The 16,251-nt window shown below is 67.9% G+C and carries 12 protein-coding genes; 8 read left to right on the top strand and 4 right to left on the bottom strand.

Annotation, left to right across the window (positions count from 1 at the left end):
* Nucleotides 1-43: 43 nt before the first annotated feature.
* The 3 genes from QHF83_RS38740 to QHF83_RS38750 are packed head-to-tail and all read left to right on the top strand — an operon-like array spanning nt 44 to nt 3,499.
* On the top strand, nt 44-2,413 hold the full coding sequence (locus tag QHF83_RS38740; protein ID WP_282423100.1) for a VCBS repeat-containing protein: 2,370 nt from the start codon (nt 44-46) through the stop codon (nt 2,411-2,413).
* 49 nt (nt 2,414-2,462) lie between these two features.
* Nucleotides 2,463-3,227, top strand: a complete 765-nt coding sequence (locus QHF83_RS38745) for a DUF6065 family protein (RefSeq protein ID WP_282423101.1) — start codon at nt 2,463-2,465, stop codon at nt 3,225-3,227.
* Nucleotides 3,224-3,499: a hypothetical protein gene (locus QHF83_RS38750; RefSeq protein ID WP_282423102.1), complete on the top strand. Its 276-nt coding sequence runs from the start codon at nt 3,224-3,226 to the stop codon at nt 3,497-3,499. Before QHF83_RS38745 ends, QHF83_RS38750 begins: the two co-directional genes overlap by 4 nt.
* 395 nt (nt 3,500-3,894) lie before the next feature.
* On the opposite strand, the gene QHF83_RS38755 is transcribed toward QHF83_RS38750, so the two are convergent.
* A complete protein-coding gene (locus QHF83_RS38755; RefSeq protein ID WP_282423103.1) occupies nt 3,895-4,905 on the bottom strand; it encodes a hypothetical protein in 1,011 nt (336 codons plus the stop codon).
* Nucleotides 4,902-5,354, bottom strand: a complete 453-nt coding sequence (locus tag QHF83_RS38760) for a hypothetical protein (RefSeq protein WP_282423104.1) — start codon at nt 5,352-5,354, stop codon at nt 4,902-4,904. Before QHF83_RS38760 ends, QHF83_RS38755 begins: the two co-directional genes overlap by 4 nt.
* Nucleotides 5,355-5,541: 187 nt before the next feature.
* Between QHF83_RS38760 and QHF83_RS38765 the strand changes: the two genes are divergently transcribed.
* Together QHF83_RS38765 and QHF83_RS38770 are read left to right on the top strand one after the other, a co-directional pair.
* Nucleotides 5,542-8,526 carry a hypothetical protein gene (locus tag QHF83_RS38765; protein ID WP_282423105.1) on the top strand — a complete coding sequence of 995 codons (2,985 nt, stop codon included), beginning with the start codon at nt 5,542-5,544 and terminating at the stop codon, nt 8,524-8,526.
* Between the two features lie 71 nt (nt 8,527-8,597).
* The gene (locus QHF83_RS38770) at nt 8,598-9,701 is read left to right on the top strand and encodes a sterol desaturase family protein (RefSeq protein ID WP_282423106.1); all 1,104 of its coding nucleotides are present in this window, start codon (nt 8,598-8,600) and stop codon (nt 9,699-9,701) included.
* 100 nt (nt 9,702-9,801) lie between these two features.
* Here QHF83_RS38770 and QHF83_RS38775 read toward each other — a convergent pair whose 3' ends face one another.
* Complete coding sequence (locus QHF83_RS38775; RefSeq protein WP_282423107.1) at nt 9,802-10,143, bottom strand: hypothetical protein; 342 nt, start codon at nt 10,141-10,143, stop codon at nt 9,802-9,804.
* A 312-nt stretch (nt 10,144-10,455) separates the two neighbouring features.
* Between QHF83_RS38775 and QHF83_RS38780 the strand changes: the two genes are divergently transcribed.
* From QHF83_RS38780 to QHF83_RS38790, 3 genes are all read left to right on the top strand, one after another.
* Complete coding sequence (locus tag QHF83_RS38780; RefSeq protein ID WP_282423108.1) at nt 10,456-12,141, top strand: serine/threonine-protein kinase; 1,686 nt, start codon at nt 10,456-10,458, stop codon at nt 12,139-12,141.
* A gap of 369 nt (nt 12,142-12,510) precedes the next feature.
* The gene (locus QHF83_RS38785) at nt 12,511-14,979 is read left to right on the top strand and encodes a sodium-translocating pyrophosphatase (protein ID WP_282423109.1); all 2,469 of its coding nucleotides are present in this window, start codon (nt 12,511-12,513) and stop codon (nt 14,977-14,979) included.
* Nucleotides 14,980-15,098: 119 nt separating this feature from the next.
* Complete coding sequence (locus QHF83_RS38790) at nt 15,099-15,305, top strand: hypothetical protein (protein ID WP_282423110.1); 207 nt, start codon at nt 15,099-15,101, stop codon at nt 15,303-15,305.
* A gap of 116 nt (nt 15,306-15,421) precedes the next feature.
* On the opposite strand, the gene QHF83_RS38795 is transcribed toward QHF83_RS38790, so the two are convergent.
* The gene (locus QHF83_RS38795; protein ID WP_282423111.1) at nt 15,422-16,210 is read right to left on the bottom strand and encodes an AgmX/PglI C-terminal domain-containing protein; all 789 of its coding nucleotides are present in this window, start codon (nt 16,208-16,210) and stop codon (nt 15,422-15,424) included.
* Between the last annotated feature and the right edge of the window lie 41 nt (nt 16,211-16,251).

Genomic DNA, 16,251 nt, shown 5'->3' on the forward strand with positions numbered 1-16,251 from the left:
GGACGGGGATGGCCATTCCAGCGGAGGATCGGAGGAACTGGGGATGAAGCGTAGCAAGCTTGCGATTTGGGCGGCCGTCGGGCTCGTGCTCTCGGCGTGCGGCGATGGAGGCACGGGGACCCCGTCGGGAACGGGCGGATCCGCCGGGACGGGCGGAATGGGCGGCGCCGGAGGGACGGGCGGCGTCGGAGGGACGGGCGGCGTCGGAGGGACGGGTGGCACCGGCGGTCAAGGCGGCGGCGGAGGAATGGGCGGCGCCGGTGGAATGGGCGGCGCCGGTGGAATGGGCGGCGAAGGCGGTCAAGGCGGCGCCGGTGGAATGGGCGGCGGGGGCTCGATGGGCCTGCATTTCGTCGTCGACGGCTCGTATCCCGCGGCGGTCGGCGCGGGCAACACCGCCATTCGTACGGCCGACATGGACGGCGACGGCAAGCTCGATCTCGTCGTGACGAACACGAGCGGCGGCTTCATCGGCGTTTTGCGGGGCAACGGGGACGGGACGTTCCAGGAGATCCATCGAGCCCAGTTCGAATCGATCACCGTGAACGTCGCGATCGCCGACATGAACGGCGACGGCAAGCCGGACGTCGTCGCGACGAACGGCTACTTCGGGACCCCGGTCGGCGTCTTCGTCGCCCTGAACCAGGGAGACGGCTCGCTCATGGCGCCGCAGCAATACGCGACGGGCAGCACCACGCCCGGCGCATTGGCTCCCACCGACATCGACGCGGACGGCGACGTCGATATCGTGGTCTCCCGCGGGTCGGGCGGCATCGACGTGCTCACGAACGCCGGCGACGGCGCGCTCACGCTCGCGGCGACGTACAACACCTCGGGCGGCACCCACAACATCTTCGCTGTCGCCGCGGGCGACGTGGACGGTGATGGATTCGTCGACGTCGTGGCGACGAGCTCGTCGACCTCGAATGTGTCGTGGCTCTGGAAGGGGACGGGCGGCGGCGCGCTCGCGGCGGGCGTGACGCTGCCGTCGCAGCGCTCCGAGTCGATCGCGCTCGTCGACCTCACCGGCGACGGAAAGCTCGACCTCGTCGTCGGCCCGCGGCAAGCGTTCACCACCGGTTATGGCGTCCTCGTGAACAACGGCAATGGCACGTTCGCGCCGATGGTGAAATACGCGAACGAAGCGGACGCCGAGATGAAGGAGATCAAGGACGTCGACGGCGACGGCCTGCCCGACGTGCTGCTCGCGCATCGCTTCGGCGCGGCCTACGTCCTGAAAAACACCGGCGGCGGGGCGCTCTCCGATCCGATCGCGCTCGACGCGGGGCGAAACCCGAAGGCGCTCGCCGCGGGGGACGTCGACGGCGACGGGGACACGGACGTCGTCGCCGGCAACGACGGCCCCGGGATCTCGGTCCTCCCGGGCGACGGAATGGGCAGCTTCCTCGCGCCGCTCGGCGTGCCGTACGGCGTCGGCGCCCGTCAATCGGTGGCCGCCGATTTCGACGGCGACGGGCAAAAGGACATCGTATTCAGCCATGTCGCGGCGGTGAATACGATACTACGAGGAAAGGTCGGCGGCGGGTTCGAACCGGCGAGCTCGCACGATGTCCTCGAGGCGCCGATCGGGCTCTTCGCGTTCGCGGCAGACGCGAATTCGGGCCTGGACCTCGTCGCCGCGCTGCCGGGCGGGAACGACGAGGGCTACGTGGTACAGACATTCCCGAACACGGGCGGCCTTTCTTTCGGCCCGTCGATTCCTTCTTATCCCGGGTTCTTCGGCGCCGGGAGCACGGACGTCGGCGACACGGACGGCGACGGCGATCTCGATATCCTCGTGGTGGCCGATACGAACAACGGCGGCATCTCGCTCCTGAACAACGGCGATGGCACGTTCTCGGACGCGGAATACCTTTTTACCGACGCCGTGGCGATCGCCGATTTCAACGAAGATGGGAAGCTCGACTTTGCTGGCGCCGGCGAATTCGTGGTCTTCTTCCAGCCCGGCAACGGGGACGGGACGTTCGCGAATGCTCCGGAATACCTGCTCGTCGACGACATCATCGCCGACATGGCGGCGGGCGACGTGAACGGCGACGGGCACGCGGACTTCGTGGCGACGCATAGACAGGGGGACGGAATCGTGCTGATGCTCGGCCTCGGCGACGGCACGTTCATCGGGACGACGTTCATGCTGGGCCTCGGGATCGCGCATAGCCCGGTGCTCGAGGATCTCGACGGGGACGGGGACGAGGATCTCGTCGTCCTCGCGGGCGGACGGGTGAACGTGCTCCTCTGGAACGGCGAGTTCTTCACGGCCGGGCCGACGCTCGGCGAGATTTCGCGCCCGACGTCCGTCTCGGTGTCGGACGTGACGGGGGACGGCCGGGCCGACCTGCTCGTCACGTCGAATGCCACGAACTCGCTCGTGGTCCTTCGGAACACGAACTGAATTTTCGTCCCCACCGGGCCGGGGAGCTTTGCTAGGATCGTCCCGGCCGATGTCCGAGAAGTCCGAAAAGCTCCCCTTCCTCGCCTACCACACCAGCACCGGACAGCCGCCCGAGCTCGTCCCCGGGCCCATCCAGCGCGAATGGATGAACGATACACGGGACGCGTTCGCGAACCGGTGCTTGCCGCTGCTCATCGCGAACCAGGCCGGCTGGCTCGTCCTGTCGCCGCACACGGTGCGGGCCATCTGGGACGGGACAGGCTCCTTGAAGAGCGTGTGCATCGAGAACCTCGAGGGCCCGGAGCCGTACCTGGCCATGAGCCATTTCGGGCACGGCATCCTCACGTTCACCATTCCGTTCCTGTTCCGCACGCCGCCCGGGTACAACCTGCTCGTCCGGGGCCCGGCGAACATGCCGAAGGACGGCGCGTATCCGCTCGACGGGATCGTCGAGACGGACTGGACCACGGCGACGTTCACGATGAACTGGCAGCTCACGCGGCCGCAGCACCCGGTGACGTGGAAGCGGGGCGAGCCGATCGCGATGATCGTGCCGATGCGGCGCGGCGAGCTCGAATCGTTCGAGCCGGAGCTGCGCGGGCTCTACGACGATCCCGAGGTGGCGAAGGCGTACCTCGAATGGCGGAACAGTCGGTCGCAATTCATCAAGGAGCTGCCGATCGAGGGGTCGAGCGCGAACCAGGCGGCGTGGCAAAAAGACTACGTGCACGGCCGCGCGCCGGACGGGACGGTGGCGAAGGAGCATCAGCGCAAGCTCGCGCTGAAGCAGTGGAAGAAGGGGAAGAAGCCGTGATCAAGCGGCTCGCCGACGCGATCGTGCACGGCTTCGGGTTCAGCGCGGGCAAGGCGCTGTTCGACGAGGCCGTGGAGAAGGTCGAGGAAGCGACGCGGGAGCCGACGGCAAAGGAGCGCGAGGCGGCGGCGAAGGAGGCGCAAAAGCGCGCCGCCGCCGAGGAGAAGGCGCGTGTGGCCGCGGCGAAGCAGGCCGAGAAGGATCGGAAGAAGGCCGAGGCGGAGATCGACGCGGAGCTCGCGGCGCTGAAGAAGAAGGTCGGGAAGAAGTAGGGGGCGGGCAGGGGCGGGGAGCCAATGCGGCGGGCGTCCGTCGGTCGAAGGCCGGTGATGCCGTCTGCGGTCGTCGCTCGCATTGCGGTGCCGGTCGTACGGCAATGTCCAGGTGCTCCGCAAAAGGAGACCATCGAGGTGCTCGTGCCCCTGACGCCGGCCAGGGGGAGGAGTTGCGCTGACGGGCGATCGCCGCGGTGGTGTGTGAATCCGGGGGACGGCACGGAGCGATGTCGAATCACCTGGCGGAGGTTGGTGGACCTCCTGGAGGAGGTCGGTGGACCTCCTGGAGGAGGTCGGTGGACCTCGTGGACGAGGTCTCGGACCTCGTGGACGAGGTCACGGACCTTGCGGACGACGCCGAGGCTGCCTCGCCGGCCGGCGGGACAGCGGGCTCAGGCTGCTGGCGGAGGCGCGGAAGCGATCGACGAGGCGCGTTTTTCGAGCAGACGCCTCAGCCGCCTGCCGAACAACGGCAACGTATAGAGCATGTCCCGCACGGACCATGGCCTCGATGCTGCGAACGGCGAGGCGAACATGAGCAGGCCGACGATGAGCACGTTCTCGGGGAAAAGGATGCCCATCATCACGCTCGTTCCGATGTGAAAGCCGACGAGCCCGATGCCCCATGCCTTGTGCAGGGCCGGGCGAAATGCAGCCCAGAAAGCGAAGAGCTGCAGGTACATCATCCCCGCCATGAGCGGGAGGCCGAGGTACGAGTGATCGATGATCCACGCGCCGATCAGCGGCGTCTTGTGCGTCAGGATGATGACCTCGGCGACGTGAATGGCCAGCGCGTCCGGCGAGAGCGCGTGGTATTCCCCGACAGCCGCCTGATAGACGAAAAAGACGGTTTTTCCGATCCCCGCCATCGTATACGTGAGGAGCGCGAGCGCCTGCGTTCCCCCGAGGACCATCAGGTACGCGTGCCGCTCTGCGCGCGGAGCGGCGCTTTTCACCGATCGCTCGACATCCGGCAGGAAGATCAGCACGAACGCGGTCATCACGGTGAGGTGCATGCCGTGATTGATCTTCCCGAACGAGTTGAGGATCGCCGCGTGTTCGAACACGCCGAGCCACGCGAGCGCTCGCGCCGCGCGGAGGTTCGGAAAAACGGCCGCGAACAACGTACCGCCGAGGTATGCGATCAGGATGATCGTCCAGGCCGCGGGCTCGCCCACGAGCCGCGCCCATGCGACGGGCCAGAGCAGATCGAGGTTACGCCTCTCGAGCAGCGCGCCCCATTCCGGGAGCGTCGAGAAAGCGAGGAAGAGCAGGGCCGCGTAATAGGCCCGGACGAGCGACTGCGCGGCGACGAACGTGCGCGTATGGCGCTCGAAGACGCGAGGGCCGGGCGAGAGCTTCGGCCCTCGCAAAACCGCGACCGCCCGACGCAGCCCGATCATCGCGTCGTGACCTCGAACGTCGCGATTTCTTTGCGCTCGTGCGCCCGCGTCCTCCAGTACTCGAGGGGGCGATAGGAGAGCTTCACGATCGCGTATCGCTTCACCCGCGGCAGGTAGTTCGTCTCCAGCGTCTGGCGCAGGGTCGTGGCCTCGGCATCCTTCGATTCGAGGGCCTTGCCGAGCCGGTCGAGCAGCACCGCCGCGGTGGGGCTGTTCGGCGAGGGGATGATGTCCTTCCCGTCCTGATAAAGCATGGGCTCCGACAGATTCGCGCCCTCCACCTCGAGGAGCAACGCGGAGTAATGCGTTTGTCGCTGCGGGACTGCGGCAAACAGAAACCACGACCACACCGGGAAGATCTCTCCGGTCGCTCTCGTGGCGATCCCTATCAGGAAATAACCACTGAGAAGCAGCGCCAGGAAGAAACGCGTCCTCTGCAGGGCCTTCATGCGGCCGCATGAGCTCATGGGTTTGCACGGAAGTCAATCAGCAACGTGGGGAAGCCCCCCGCGCTCGCCCCCCGGGACAGCGTGAAGATAGGGATGGCGGCGGTGGACCTCGTGAACCGGTGCGGCAGGTTTACACGACATAGGTCCGAAGCTAACGTCCGCCGCCGTGTCGCCTCCCCGGACCTCCGTGCTTACCGCGTTCCTCGTGCTGGCGGCGTCCTGCGCGCCGACCGCGCGGCCCAAGCCCACGGCATCGTCCACGCCGCCCGAGGACACGCCGGACGTCACGCGCGCGAAGGCCCCCGAGGAGCCGGAAGCGCGCTGGGTACGCACGGGCAGGGCGACACGCGTGATCCTCCCCTTGCCGGAAGGGACGCTGGTGCTGATGGGGGGTCGGCGCGCGCTCGTCCGTGCCGATGGCTCGATCCTCGACGAAAAGGTCCTCACGCCCGAGCCGCTCGACGGCATGCTCGCCGTACCCACGCCGCGAGGGCTTCGCCTCGTCGGGTACAATCGCCAGGCGCTTTATCGCTTCGACGATCCTTTGGGCGAGCCCCGTGTGCTCGTGGAGGGGTTCCATGTCGGGGTGGCGAATCCGATCTCGAAGGTCGGCGCCGGCCCTGGCTTCGTTGCCGTGTGGGATTCGTATGGCACCGCCCTGCTGCTCGACGTGGAGACCGGCGCGAAGAAGACCCTCGCGGGGTGGCCCGACGTGCCGCCGACCGACATGCTGTTTCGATCGATGGACGAAGGGGCCGTCGTGTTCGAATCGATTGGCCTCGCCCTCACGCGCGACGGCGGCAAGACATTTCACGTGCCCGACGCCGACAAACCGGAGGAGCGGGTGTACGACTTCGACCTCGGGCGGCGCGGCGATCGGATCGAGGCCGTCCGCGGCGACTTCCGCGCCCCCATCGATTTCGCGGACAATCGCGTCGGCGCATTCGCGCGCCGGGTCGTCGACGTTGCTCGGATGAATCCCACGCTCGCGTGGATCGAAGCGACGGAGACCGATCCGATCGAGCTCGCCATCATCGATGGGAGCCCCGACCCGCGCGGGGGCGTCCTCGTCGCGGTGAACAACATGGCCGCCCGCGTGGATCCGAGGACGGGCGTTGCCCTGGAGGTCGCGTGGAATCCGGCGAATGTCCAGAAAGACACGCTGGAGGATCCTCGCTGGAACAACGTCGTGGCTTGCCGCGCCGCGCATTTGCCGAATCGAGGGCTCCTCTTCTGCCCCGTGGATATCGGCCGCGTCGAGACGGCCACGTTCAGCGTGAAGGGCCCGCTCCTCCTGCAGCGCGCCGAGAGGCCGAAGCTCTCCGGGCAGCACTCTCGCGACGTTGCCCAGAGGCCCCGCGGCGCCCTCGTTTTCTACGGACATTGTGCGTCCCCGCGGGCGAAGGATGCGTCCGTCGAGGGGGAGGAGCCCATCGTGCTCTGCGCGTCCGGGCCCGCGGGTGAGGTCAAGCCGGTTCGTCCTGCGCCGCACCTTTACTATCAAGGTTCCGGCGGCCTGGAGGGCGTCGGCGCGCTGGAGGATGGAACCATCGTCCACCTGAAGGGCATCACCGGCAATTACGTGGATCTGGAATGGAATCCCGGGGCGCCGATTCCCGAGACGCGATTCGAGCTGTTTTCCCGATTGACGAAGCCAGAGGCGCTCCCGCCGCTCCCGTTTCCCGAGGGTGCCGAGGGACCGACGGAGGTGCTCGGATCCATCGAGCAGGACGAAGGCGGGGCCTTGCATGCCATGGTGTCCCTGCGTGGAGAGATCGTGCATGTCCGTCAGCCGCTCTCCGGGCCGGCGACGGTGACGCCATTGCCCGCGTACAGCGCCCGATTTCGGCGGGGTCGCGGGGTGATCCTCGGAGCCGATCTGCTCCTCTCGCCCGATGCGGGTGTGTCGTGGTTCAACGCCGGCCCGCTACCCAAAGATCCAGCGTACAAAGATGCAACGCTCGGCGCCCTGCCGAGCGAATCCGGGATTGCCATGCTGCGCTGGCTCCGTGTGGGATGGGGACCGGCAGCCCCCTATCCATCGGATCCACCGCCGCCCGCAGGCCCACCGCTCGCCGTTCTTGCCGAACCGAGCGAGAAGGAGCCGACGGTTCGGACGCTCTCGTGCGCGCGCCGGGGCCGCATCGGCGCGGCGCCGCCGCTCTGGGATTTCAGCGCGCGCCACGCCATGTACGACGTCGCGAGCGGAGCGGTCCCGACCGTCGATCGCCGGTTCATCGAGGAGGTCGGGGTCACGCAAGGCGCCGACGTCATTGCCGGACGGCTGGAGGCGTTCGCGTCCTCCGACGGGAAAACGGCAGAGCGATGGACGCTCCAGGTGATCGATCCGCGCGAGACCACGGGGAACGTTCTTACGTGGACCGTGCCGGCGCCCCCCGATGTCCCGTTGCTCCCCGACCTGGATGCTGTCGTCCGCCGAGGGAACCGCACGCTCTTCGTCCTGTTTCACAACCACGGCGATCGCCTCGTGTATGACCTGGTCCTCGCGACGCCGGGGAAACCACCTCGCACGACGCGGCTCCGCAAGCACCCCGATGGGAGCTTCGTGACGGCGACCTTGGGGCCGAACGCTGACGAGCCAGTCGTGGTAAATACCGGACAATACCTGGTCGCGTGGATGGCAGACGGCTCGCTGCGGAACGTCGCCGCGTTGCATGGACCGCGTAACGTCGCCGAGGCGGGGATTCCCGGGAGAAAAGAGCTGCCGGTCCTCCTCGACGGCAACGGTTGGGCCGCTGCGCAGACGCTGCCGCTTGGCCCGGGAGCGAATGCGGCTCCGCCGCTTCCGTTGCACGGATGGACCCTGCATCGACCTCCGACGTCCGGTGGGTTCTGGGCGATGCCGACCTGTCGTCCGGGCGCATCGGGGATGCTGTTTCGTCTCATGGAGCGAAACAGAGGCATCGTCCTCGAAGTGGACGGCGTGAAGTCGACGGACCCGAGCATCCACGCGCTGTATTACGAGGTCCGCGTCGACAAGGGGTCGGCGTGCATCGAGAGCGTCGACGTCAGCCTGGAAGAAGAGGAGGCGCTGCCGGACCGCCCGCGTCCGTTCGGCTTCGTGACCGCCCACTTCGTGAAGAAAACCGCGCACGGGATGGAATGGGGCGACGGCGGCTCGTTCGTCCGGATGGCGTGCACGCTGCATTGAAGGCGCATGGAGGGGGCTCCCCGGCCGCCCCGCGTGACGGACCCCGCCCGCCTCGCTAAGATGTCCCCGCCGTGGACGTCATCACCCTATCGATCCCGGGATTCTTCCTTCTCATGGGCCTCGAATGGCTCGGGGGGCGCGTGAAGAAGCGGCGCGTCTACCGCGGCCCGGACGTGCTCGCCGATCTGCTCCTCGGCTCTGCGCAGACGCTCTTCGGCGTCGTCGCGGCGGGCGTGCTCCTCGGCGGCTACCTCTTGCTCTACGAGCGGCGCTTCTTCGACGTCTCGCCACGCTCGGCGCTCGCCTGGGTCGTTTTGTTCGTCGGCCTCGATTTTCTTTATTACTGGTTTCACCGCGCCTCGCACCGCATGAACCTCGCCTGGGCTGCGCATGCGCCGCATCACCAGAGCGAGGATTACAACCTCGCCGTCGCGCTCCGGCAGGGGCCCGTTCAGCCGCTCGTGTCGCGCGTGTTTTACCTGCCGCTCGCGCTGCTCGGATTCCCGCCCGCCATGTTCGCGACGGCGCTCGGTATCAACACCGTCTACCAGTTCTGGATTCACACCGAGCTCGTCGGCAAGCTCGGCCCGCTCGAATGGGTGCTCAACACGCCCTCGCACCACCGCGTGCATCACGGTTGCAATGGCCGGTATCTCGATCGCAACCACGGCGGCATCCTGATCATCTGGGATCGGCTCTTCGGGACCTTCGAGCCCGAGGCCGACAAACCCGTGTACGGCACCGTGAAGCCCGTCGCCTCGTGGAACCCGCTCGTCTGCGCCTGGGCTCCGTTCCGCGACATCCTGGACACCGCCGCCCGCGCGCCGCGCTTCGTCGACAAGATTCTCGTCTGGATCATGCCGCCCGAGTGGCGGCCCCGCGGGATGACGCCCGCCGATCTCGCCGTCGCGCCGGATCGGCCGAAGTACGACGTGCGGCCGACGCGCGGCGCGGGCATCTACGCGGCCGTGATGCTCGTCTTCACGCTCGCGGCGACGGTGTATTTCCTCTTGAAAGGCGCATCGGCGCCGATCGGGACGCAGCTCGTGTTCTCGGCCTGGTTCGTCGCGGCGCTCGGCGGGCTCGGGGGCGTGCTCGAAGGGCGCGCGTGGGCGAAACCGCTCGAAGCCGCGCGGATCGTCGCGACGCCGTTCGTGCTCGGCATGCTTCTCTGAGGATCACGCGGCGTGCGGCCGTTCGTCCAGGAACAACCGTACTCGTTCGCCGAACCCGCGCTCGGCGTCGTGTTCGTGCTCGGTTCGTTCGGGGCGCAGGTCAGCCGACGCGGATCTTCGCGTCCCCACGCTGACGGCCGGTGAGGGAGCGGATCTCGATGCGGTAGACGCCGGGAGCCGACACCACGAACTCGATCGGAGGAGGGCTCTGCGGGGCGCCTGTGGGCGGATCCCGCACGAGTGTGTCGAGGATGTTCGCGCCCGACGGCGAAAAGACCTTGAGGGAGAAGGGCGGGACCGACGTCTCGCTGGGGACGAAGACGAGCGAGAGCCGTTCCCCCGGCTGGATCTGCTCGAAAAACGGCACGGTGCCGCGGGTCGAAGATCGGGCCGGGTGGCAGTAGATCTCGATGTCGCCTGAGCTCTCGATCGGTCCTGACATTGTTGGCGGTGTCGCCCCCAGCGGCGTTTGTGAGGGCATGGGGCGACGAGAGGACGCTAGCAGCCTTGGGGCCGCGCCATCAAGCCCCGTCGACGCGGCGCGCGCTCCCCTGGTAGTATCCGCGATGATGCCGCAAGGCCTCGCCTCCGCGAGCGCACGACCGAAGGTCGGACGCACCCGCGGGAGATCGAGCGGGCGGCGCGTGGATCGTCACGCGAGCCAGCCCCGTACCCGAGGAGAACACGAAGGAACATGGATCAGCGCGCTCTCCAGCGATCATCGTTAGGCCCGAAGACCGCGAGCGCGGACCCGATGATCGGTAAGGTCGTCGCAGGTCGTTACCGCCTCGAGACCCGGATCGGCGAGGGCGGTATGGGCGTGGTCTACCGCGCCCGCCACGTGCTCATCGATCGGGTGGTCGCGCTCAAGCTCATCCGGCCGGATCTGCGCGGCGAGACCCACCTCCGCGCATGGATGCTCCGCGAGGCCCGCGCCGCCAACCGCGTGGATCACGCGCACATCATCGACATCCACGACATCGGCGAGACCGAGGAAGGCGAGCTCTATCTGGTGATGGAGTACCTCGTCGGCACGCCGCTCTCCGCGGAGCTCGCGCGAGGGCCCATGCCGATCGCGCGCGGCGTCGACATCCTCGAGCAGATGTGCGCCGCCCTCGCCCGCGCCCACGACCTCGGCGTCGTGCACCGCGATCTGAAGAGCGACAACATCCTCCTCACGCAACGCGGCGGCCGGAAGGACTTCGTCAAGATCCTCGACTTCGGCCTCGCCGCGATCGCGCGCGACCCGCGCCTCGCCCCGAAGGGCGCGGTCTTCGGGACCCCCGAGTACATGTCGCCCGAGCAGGCGCGCGGCGAGGAGGCCACGCCCCACGCGGATCTCTACGCGCTCGGCGTGCTCTTCTACGAGATGCTCACGGGGCAACTTCCTTTCCGTGCAAACGATCGCGAGACCCTGCTCGAGATGCAGCGGACGGCGATCCCGCGGCGCCCGCGCACGGTGCGCCCCGACGCGCATCCGCAAGGCGAGACGATCGCGATGCGGCTGCTCGAGAAGGACATCCGCAAGCGCTACCGCGACGCCCACCATCTCCAGGAAGAGCTCAAGGCGCTGCAGCGCAGCCTGCCGAGCACGCCCTGGGAGATGGAGACGGGCGAGGCCGTGCCCGCGCCGCCGCCGCCCCCGCCGCCGCAGTCGGCCGGCGTGACGGAGTGGGCGAACCGGACGGCGCTCTTCGCACGCATGGTGGCCCGCGCGCATCCGGCCGGGAACGCGCCGCCCGACATCCAGGCAGCGCTCGCGCAGCTCTGGGACCTCGCGGCGAAGGCGAACCGGCTGGAAGGCGAGGTCGCGAGCCACACGCGCAAGGTCGAGGCCCTCGAGCGGCGCGGTCGCGCGCTCCGCGCAGAGATCGGCCGCAAGGTCGAGGAGCTCGCGCACGAGGAGTCGCGCGTGATGCGCGAGGCCGCGGCCGACGGCGAGGACGTGGACAAGGTGCGCGGCGAGCTCGCGCAGTCGGAGAAGCTCGCGATGGAGGCGAAGCAGCTCGCCGACACCGCCGCGCGGCAAGGCGCGTTCGATCGGACGGTGTTCGAACGCGCGGGCGCGACGGCCGCGACGGTGCAAGCGAAGCGCGAGCAGCTCGCGCGGTACGAGGCGAAGAAGAACATGCGCGAGACGACGGCGCGTGATCTGCGACGTCAGATCGACGAGCTCCGCGGGCAACTGACGCGGTACGCGGAGGCGCTCGAGGAGGATCTCGGGCAAGGCCGCGAGAAGGTCACCCAGCGGACGCGCGAGGGCCTCGCCTTCGAGAAGGCCTTCAGCGACGCGTCGAACCTCCTGCTCGCGCACCTGCGCAACAAGCCGGAGTGCCGGGATCTCGTGGCGGAGCTGCTCACGACGAACAAGGACGCGAACCCCGCGTCGAGCGAGAGCGGTGAGCCCAAGGTCACGCTCGAAAAACGTCCGGGCAATTGAGTGGATGACGATGGGGGCTCTGCTCGGACGAGCCGAGCTGCGCCCCCAAACCCCCTCCCGTTCGCACCTGCCGAGGGGCCGGCCTCGACCGGCCCCCACCTCCAACAAAAGAAGGATGACGGGGAAGGCGCGTTGTGGTAGTCAGCGCGCGCCTCGGCGGGGAAAACCGTCGAGGGCGAGGCTGTGCTGAAGCGTCGGCGTCAGGGCTAGCGGGTCGATTTCGACGGAGCCTGCGCCGCGGGGACGAACCCCGTCGGTGCCCGCTCATCCGCGACTCACGCAGGCGGCCAACCCCTCGGAACCTGGGAGATCGCCACGACGGCGGGAGCCATCGTCGGCGGACTCCTCGTTTGAAGGAGGCACACCGTCATGAACGTAGAGGGTTCTTCGCGCCCGAGCTGGGCGCGAGCGTGGCCCGCGCGCGCCTTGGCCGTCGTAGGCGCGCTGTTCGCTATTGCCCTGGCTCGTCCCGCACAGGCGGACGAGGCTTCGCTGAAGCTTCCCGATCTGGGCTCTGTTTCCTTCATGGGGAACATGGACGGACGCACCCTGCTCCTCGCGGGCATGGGCGTCTGTGCGCTCGGCTTGATCTTCGGGATGACGATCTACATGCAGCTCAAGAAGATGGCCGTGCATCGCTCGATGCTGGAGATCTCGGAGCTCATCTACGCGACCTGCAAGACGTACCTGATCACGCAGATCAAGTTCATCGTGCTCCTCGAGGTCCTCATCGGCCTCGTGATCGCGGTGTATTACGGTTATTTCAAGCACTTCGACGTGGGCCGTGTCGCGCTCATCCTGTTCTGCAGCCTCGTCGGCATCGCGGGCAGCACGGGCGTCGCCTGGTTCGGCATCCGCATCAACACGTTCGCGAACTCCCGCACGGCGTTCGCGTCGCTCCGCGGCAAGCCCTTCCCGACCTACGCGATCCCGCTCAAGGCAGGCATGAGCATCGGCACGGTGCTGATCAGCGTCGAGCTGCTCGTCATGCTGATCATCCTGCTCTTCGTGCCCGGCGAGTACGCGGGTCCGTGCTTCATCGGCTTCGCGATCGGCGAGTCGCTCGGCGCCTCGGCGCTCCGCATCGCGGGCGGCATCTTCACGAAGATCGCCGACATCGGCTCCGATCTCATGAAGATCGTCTTCAACATCAAGGAAGACGACGCGCGTAACCCGGGCGTCATCGCCGACTGCACGGGCGACAACGCGGGTGACTCGGTCGGCCCGAGCGCCGACGGCTTCGAGACGTACGGCGTCACCGGCGTCGCGCTCATCTCGTTCATCCTGCTCGCGGTCGCGGACGTCAAGACGCAGGTCCAGCTCCTCGTCTGGATCTTCGTGATGCGCATCATGATGGTCGTGGCGAGCGTCGTCAGCTACCTCGTCAACGAGGCGATCGCGAAGGCCCGCTACGGCACCGTCGACAAGATGAACTTCGAGGCGCCGCTCACCTGGCTCGTGTGGCTCACCTCGTTCGTGTCGCTCGGCCTCACGTTCGTCGTGTCGTACTTGCTGATCCCGAACCTCGGCGACGGCACGCTCTGGTGGAAGCTCTCGCTCATCATCAGCTGCGGCACGCTGGCCGGCGCGATCATCCCCGAGGCGGTCAAGATCTTCACCTCGACCGAGAGCAGCCACGTGCGCGAGGTCGTGACCTCGTCGCGCGAGGGTGGCCCTTCGCTGAACGTCCTCTCCGGCATGGTGGCCGGTAACTTCAGCGCCTACTGGCTCGGCATGGTCATCGCGGGCCTCATGGGCGCCGCGTACCTGGTCGCGCTCCAGGGCCTCGCGACGGTCTTCACGTCGACGATGGCCGCGCCCGTCTTCGCCTTCGGCCTCGTGGCCTTCGGCTTCCTCGGCATGGGCCCGGTGACCATCGCGGTCGACTCCTACGGCCCGGTGACCGACAACGCGCAGAGCGTCTTCGAGCTCAGCGTGATCGAGTCGATCCCCGGCATCAAGGACGAGATCAAGAAGGAACACGGCTTCGACGTCGACTTCGAGAAGGCCAAGCACTACCTCGAGGAGAACGACGGCGCGGGCAACACGTTCAAGGCGACGGCGAAGCCGGTGCTCATCGGCACCGCAGTCGTCGGCGCGACGACCCTGATCTTCTCGATCATCCTCGAGCTGCAGGCGGAGTTCGGCGTGGTGGAGGCCATCCAGCGCCTCTCGCTCATCAACGCGCCCTTCCTCCTCGGTCTCATCGTGGGCGGCGCGGTGATCTACTGGTTCAGCGGCGCCTCCTGCCAGGCCGTCGTGACCGGCGCCTACCGCGCAGTCGAGTTCATCAAGGCGAACATCAAGCTCGAGGGCGCCGAGAAGGCGAGCATCGAGGACAGCAAGAAGGTCGTCGAGATCTGCACGCAGTACGCGCAGCGCGGGATGATCAACATCTTCCTCGCGGTCTTCCTCGGCACGCTCGCCTTCGCGTTCCTCGATCCGTTCTTCTTCATCGGCTACCTCATCTCGATCGCGCTCTTCGGCCTGTATCAGGCGCTCTTCATGGCGAACGCCGGCGGCGCCTGGGACAACGCGAAGAAGCTCGTCGAGGTCGAGCTGAAGGAGAAGGGCACCCCGCTCCACGCAGCGACCGTCGTCGGCGACACCGTCGGTGATCCCTTCAAGGACACCTCGTCGGTCGCCATGAACCCGATCATCAAGTTCACCACGCTCTTCGGCCTCCTCGCCGTCGAGCTCGCGATCAAGATCCCGCACCAGACGAGCATCGTGCTCGCGGGCATCTTCTTCGTCGCGTCGACGATCTTCGTGTACCGGTCGTTCTACGGCATGCGCATCAAGACGGACGTGAAGTCGGCGGCGCCCGCGGCGCACTGATCATCACGTTCCGAGCGGCGGACCAAAGCGGTCCCCATCGAGCGCCCTCGCTCCTCCACGGAGCGGGGGCGTTCGCTTTTTCGAAGCGAGCGTTACGGCTTCGAACTATAAATCAGGCCATGCGAGCTCTCTGCCCGTCGTGCGGTTTCCACCACGAGGTCGTCCGCGTGCTCGAAGACGGGCACGGCGAAAGCCGCAAGGATGTCTACCAGGTCGCGCCGCTCGCCGAGTGCGAGCGCACGTGGATCAGCGACCAGGAGCTGCTCGAAGCACGCGCGCGTTTCGGCGTCGAAGCGATCGTTCAGGACGACGAGTACGACGTTTGAGGGCGTAGCGCCGGGGTTTCACCCGGGCCCGACCAGGGGCTGTCCGCCCCTGGACCCGGACCAGGCACGGCCTGGACCGAAGGTGCATCGACCGCGATGCGGTCGATGCAGAGGGATCAGAAGACGACGGGGACGAGGACCTTTACCTGCGCGCCCTGCGGGGGCGCAGGGAAGCGGAAGGTGCCCACGACCTGCGCGACGCAGCTCGTGAGCTCGCGCGTCCAGAAGCTCGACTCGGGGACCCACACCTCGTCCACGCGGCCCGCGCCGTCGATCGTGAAGGAGAGCATCATGCGGCCTCGGACATGGCTGCCGCGCTTGGATTCGAGCAGGTAGCAGTCCTGCACGTCGTCGCGGTGATCCACGAGGATGCGCTGCACGACCTCGTCGGTGAGCGGACCCGTGATCGTGGCAGCCTCGATGCGGGCCTTCACGCGCTCGTGGGGGCGGCTCGAGCCATAGCCGAAGCCGCTGCCGTGGCCGGAGCCGGAGCCGTGCCCGATGGTGCCGAGCGAGCCGATGCCGATGCCCTCGCCCGTCCCGCCGCCGCCGATGCCGACTCCGCTCAAGCCGAGGCCGCCGTACACACCGACCGGGCCTCCGAGGACGCCTCCGACGACCCCGCCGAAGACCCCGCCTTCCACGCCGCCTTCCTCGCCGCCAGGGGGGAGGTTTTCCCCCGGGCGTTGGAGCAGCCCGATCATCCCGTACTCGGCGGCGTCCTCGGGGTCCTTGACGAGGGTCGCGCTCCGGTCGTTCGTGGGTTTGTCCGCGGTCTTGGCCTTGACCCCGTCGCCGACCATCACGACGGGCTCGGGGCCCGTGGAGCGCGCGGCGCTGCTCGCGCAGCCGCCCACGAGCCACGCCGCCGCTGCGAGTGCCGCCACGCGAGCCTGATTGTGCATGAAAGCGAGGGTAGAAGGGGGGACGTGAGGCGTCAACGAGC

The organism is Polyangium sp. 15x6, from assembly GCF_029960785.1.
Classification (GTDB): domain Bacteria; phylum Myxococcota_A; class Polyangia; order Polyangiales; family Polyangiaceae; genus Polyangium.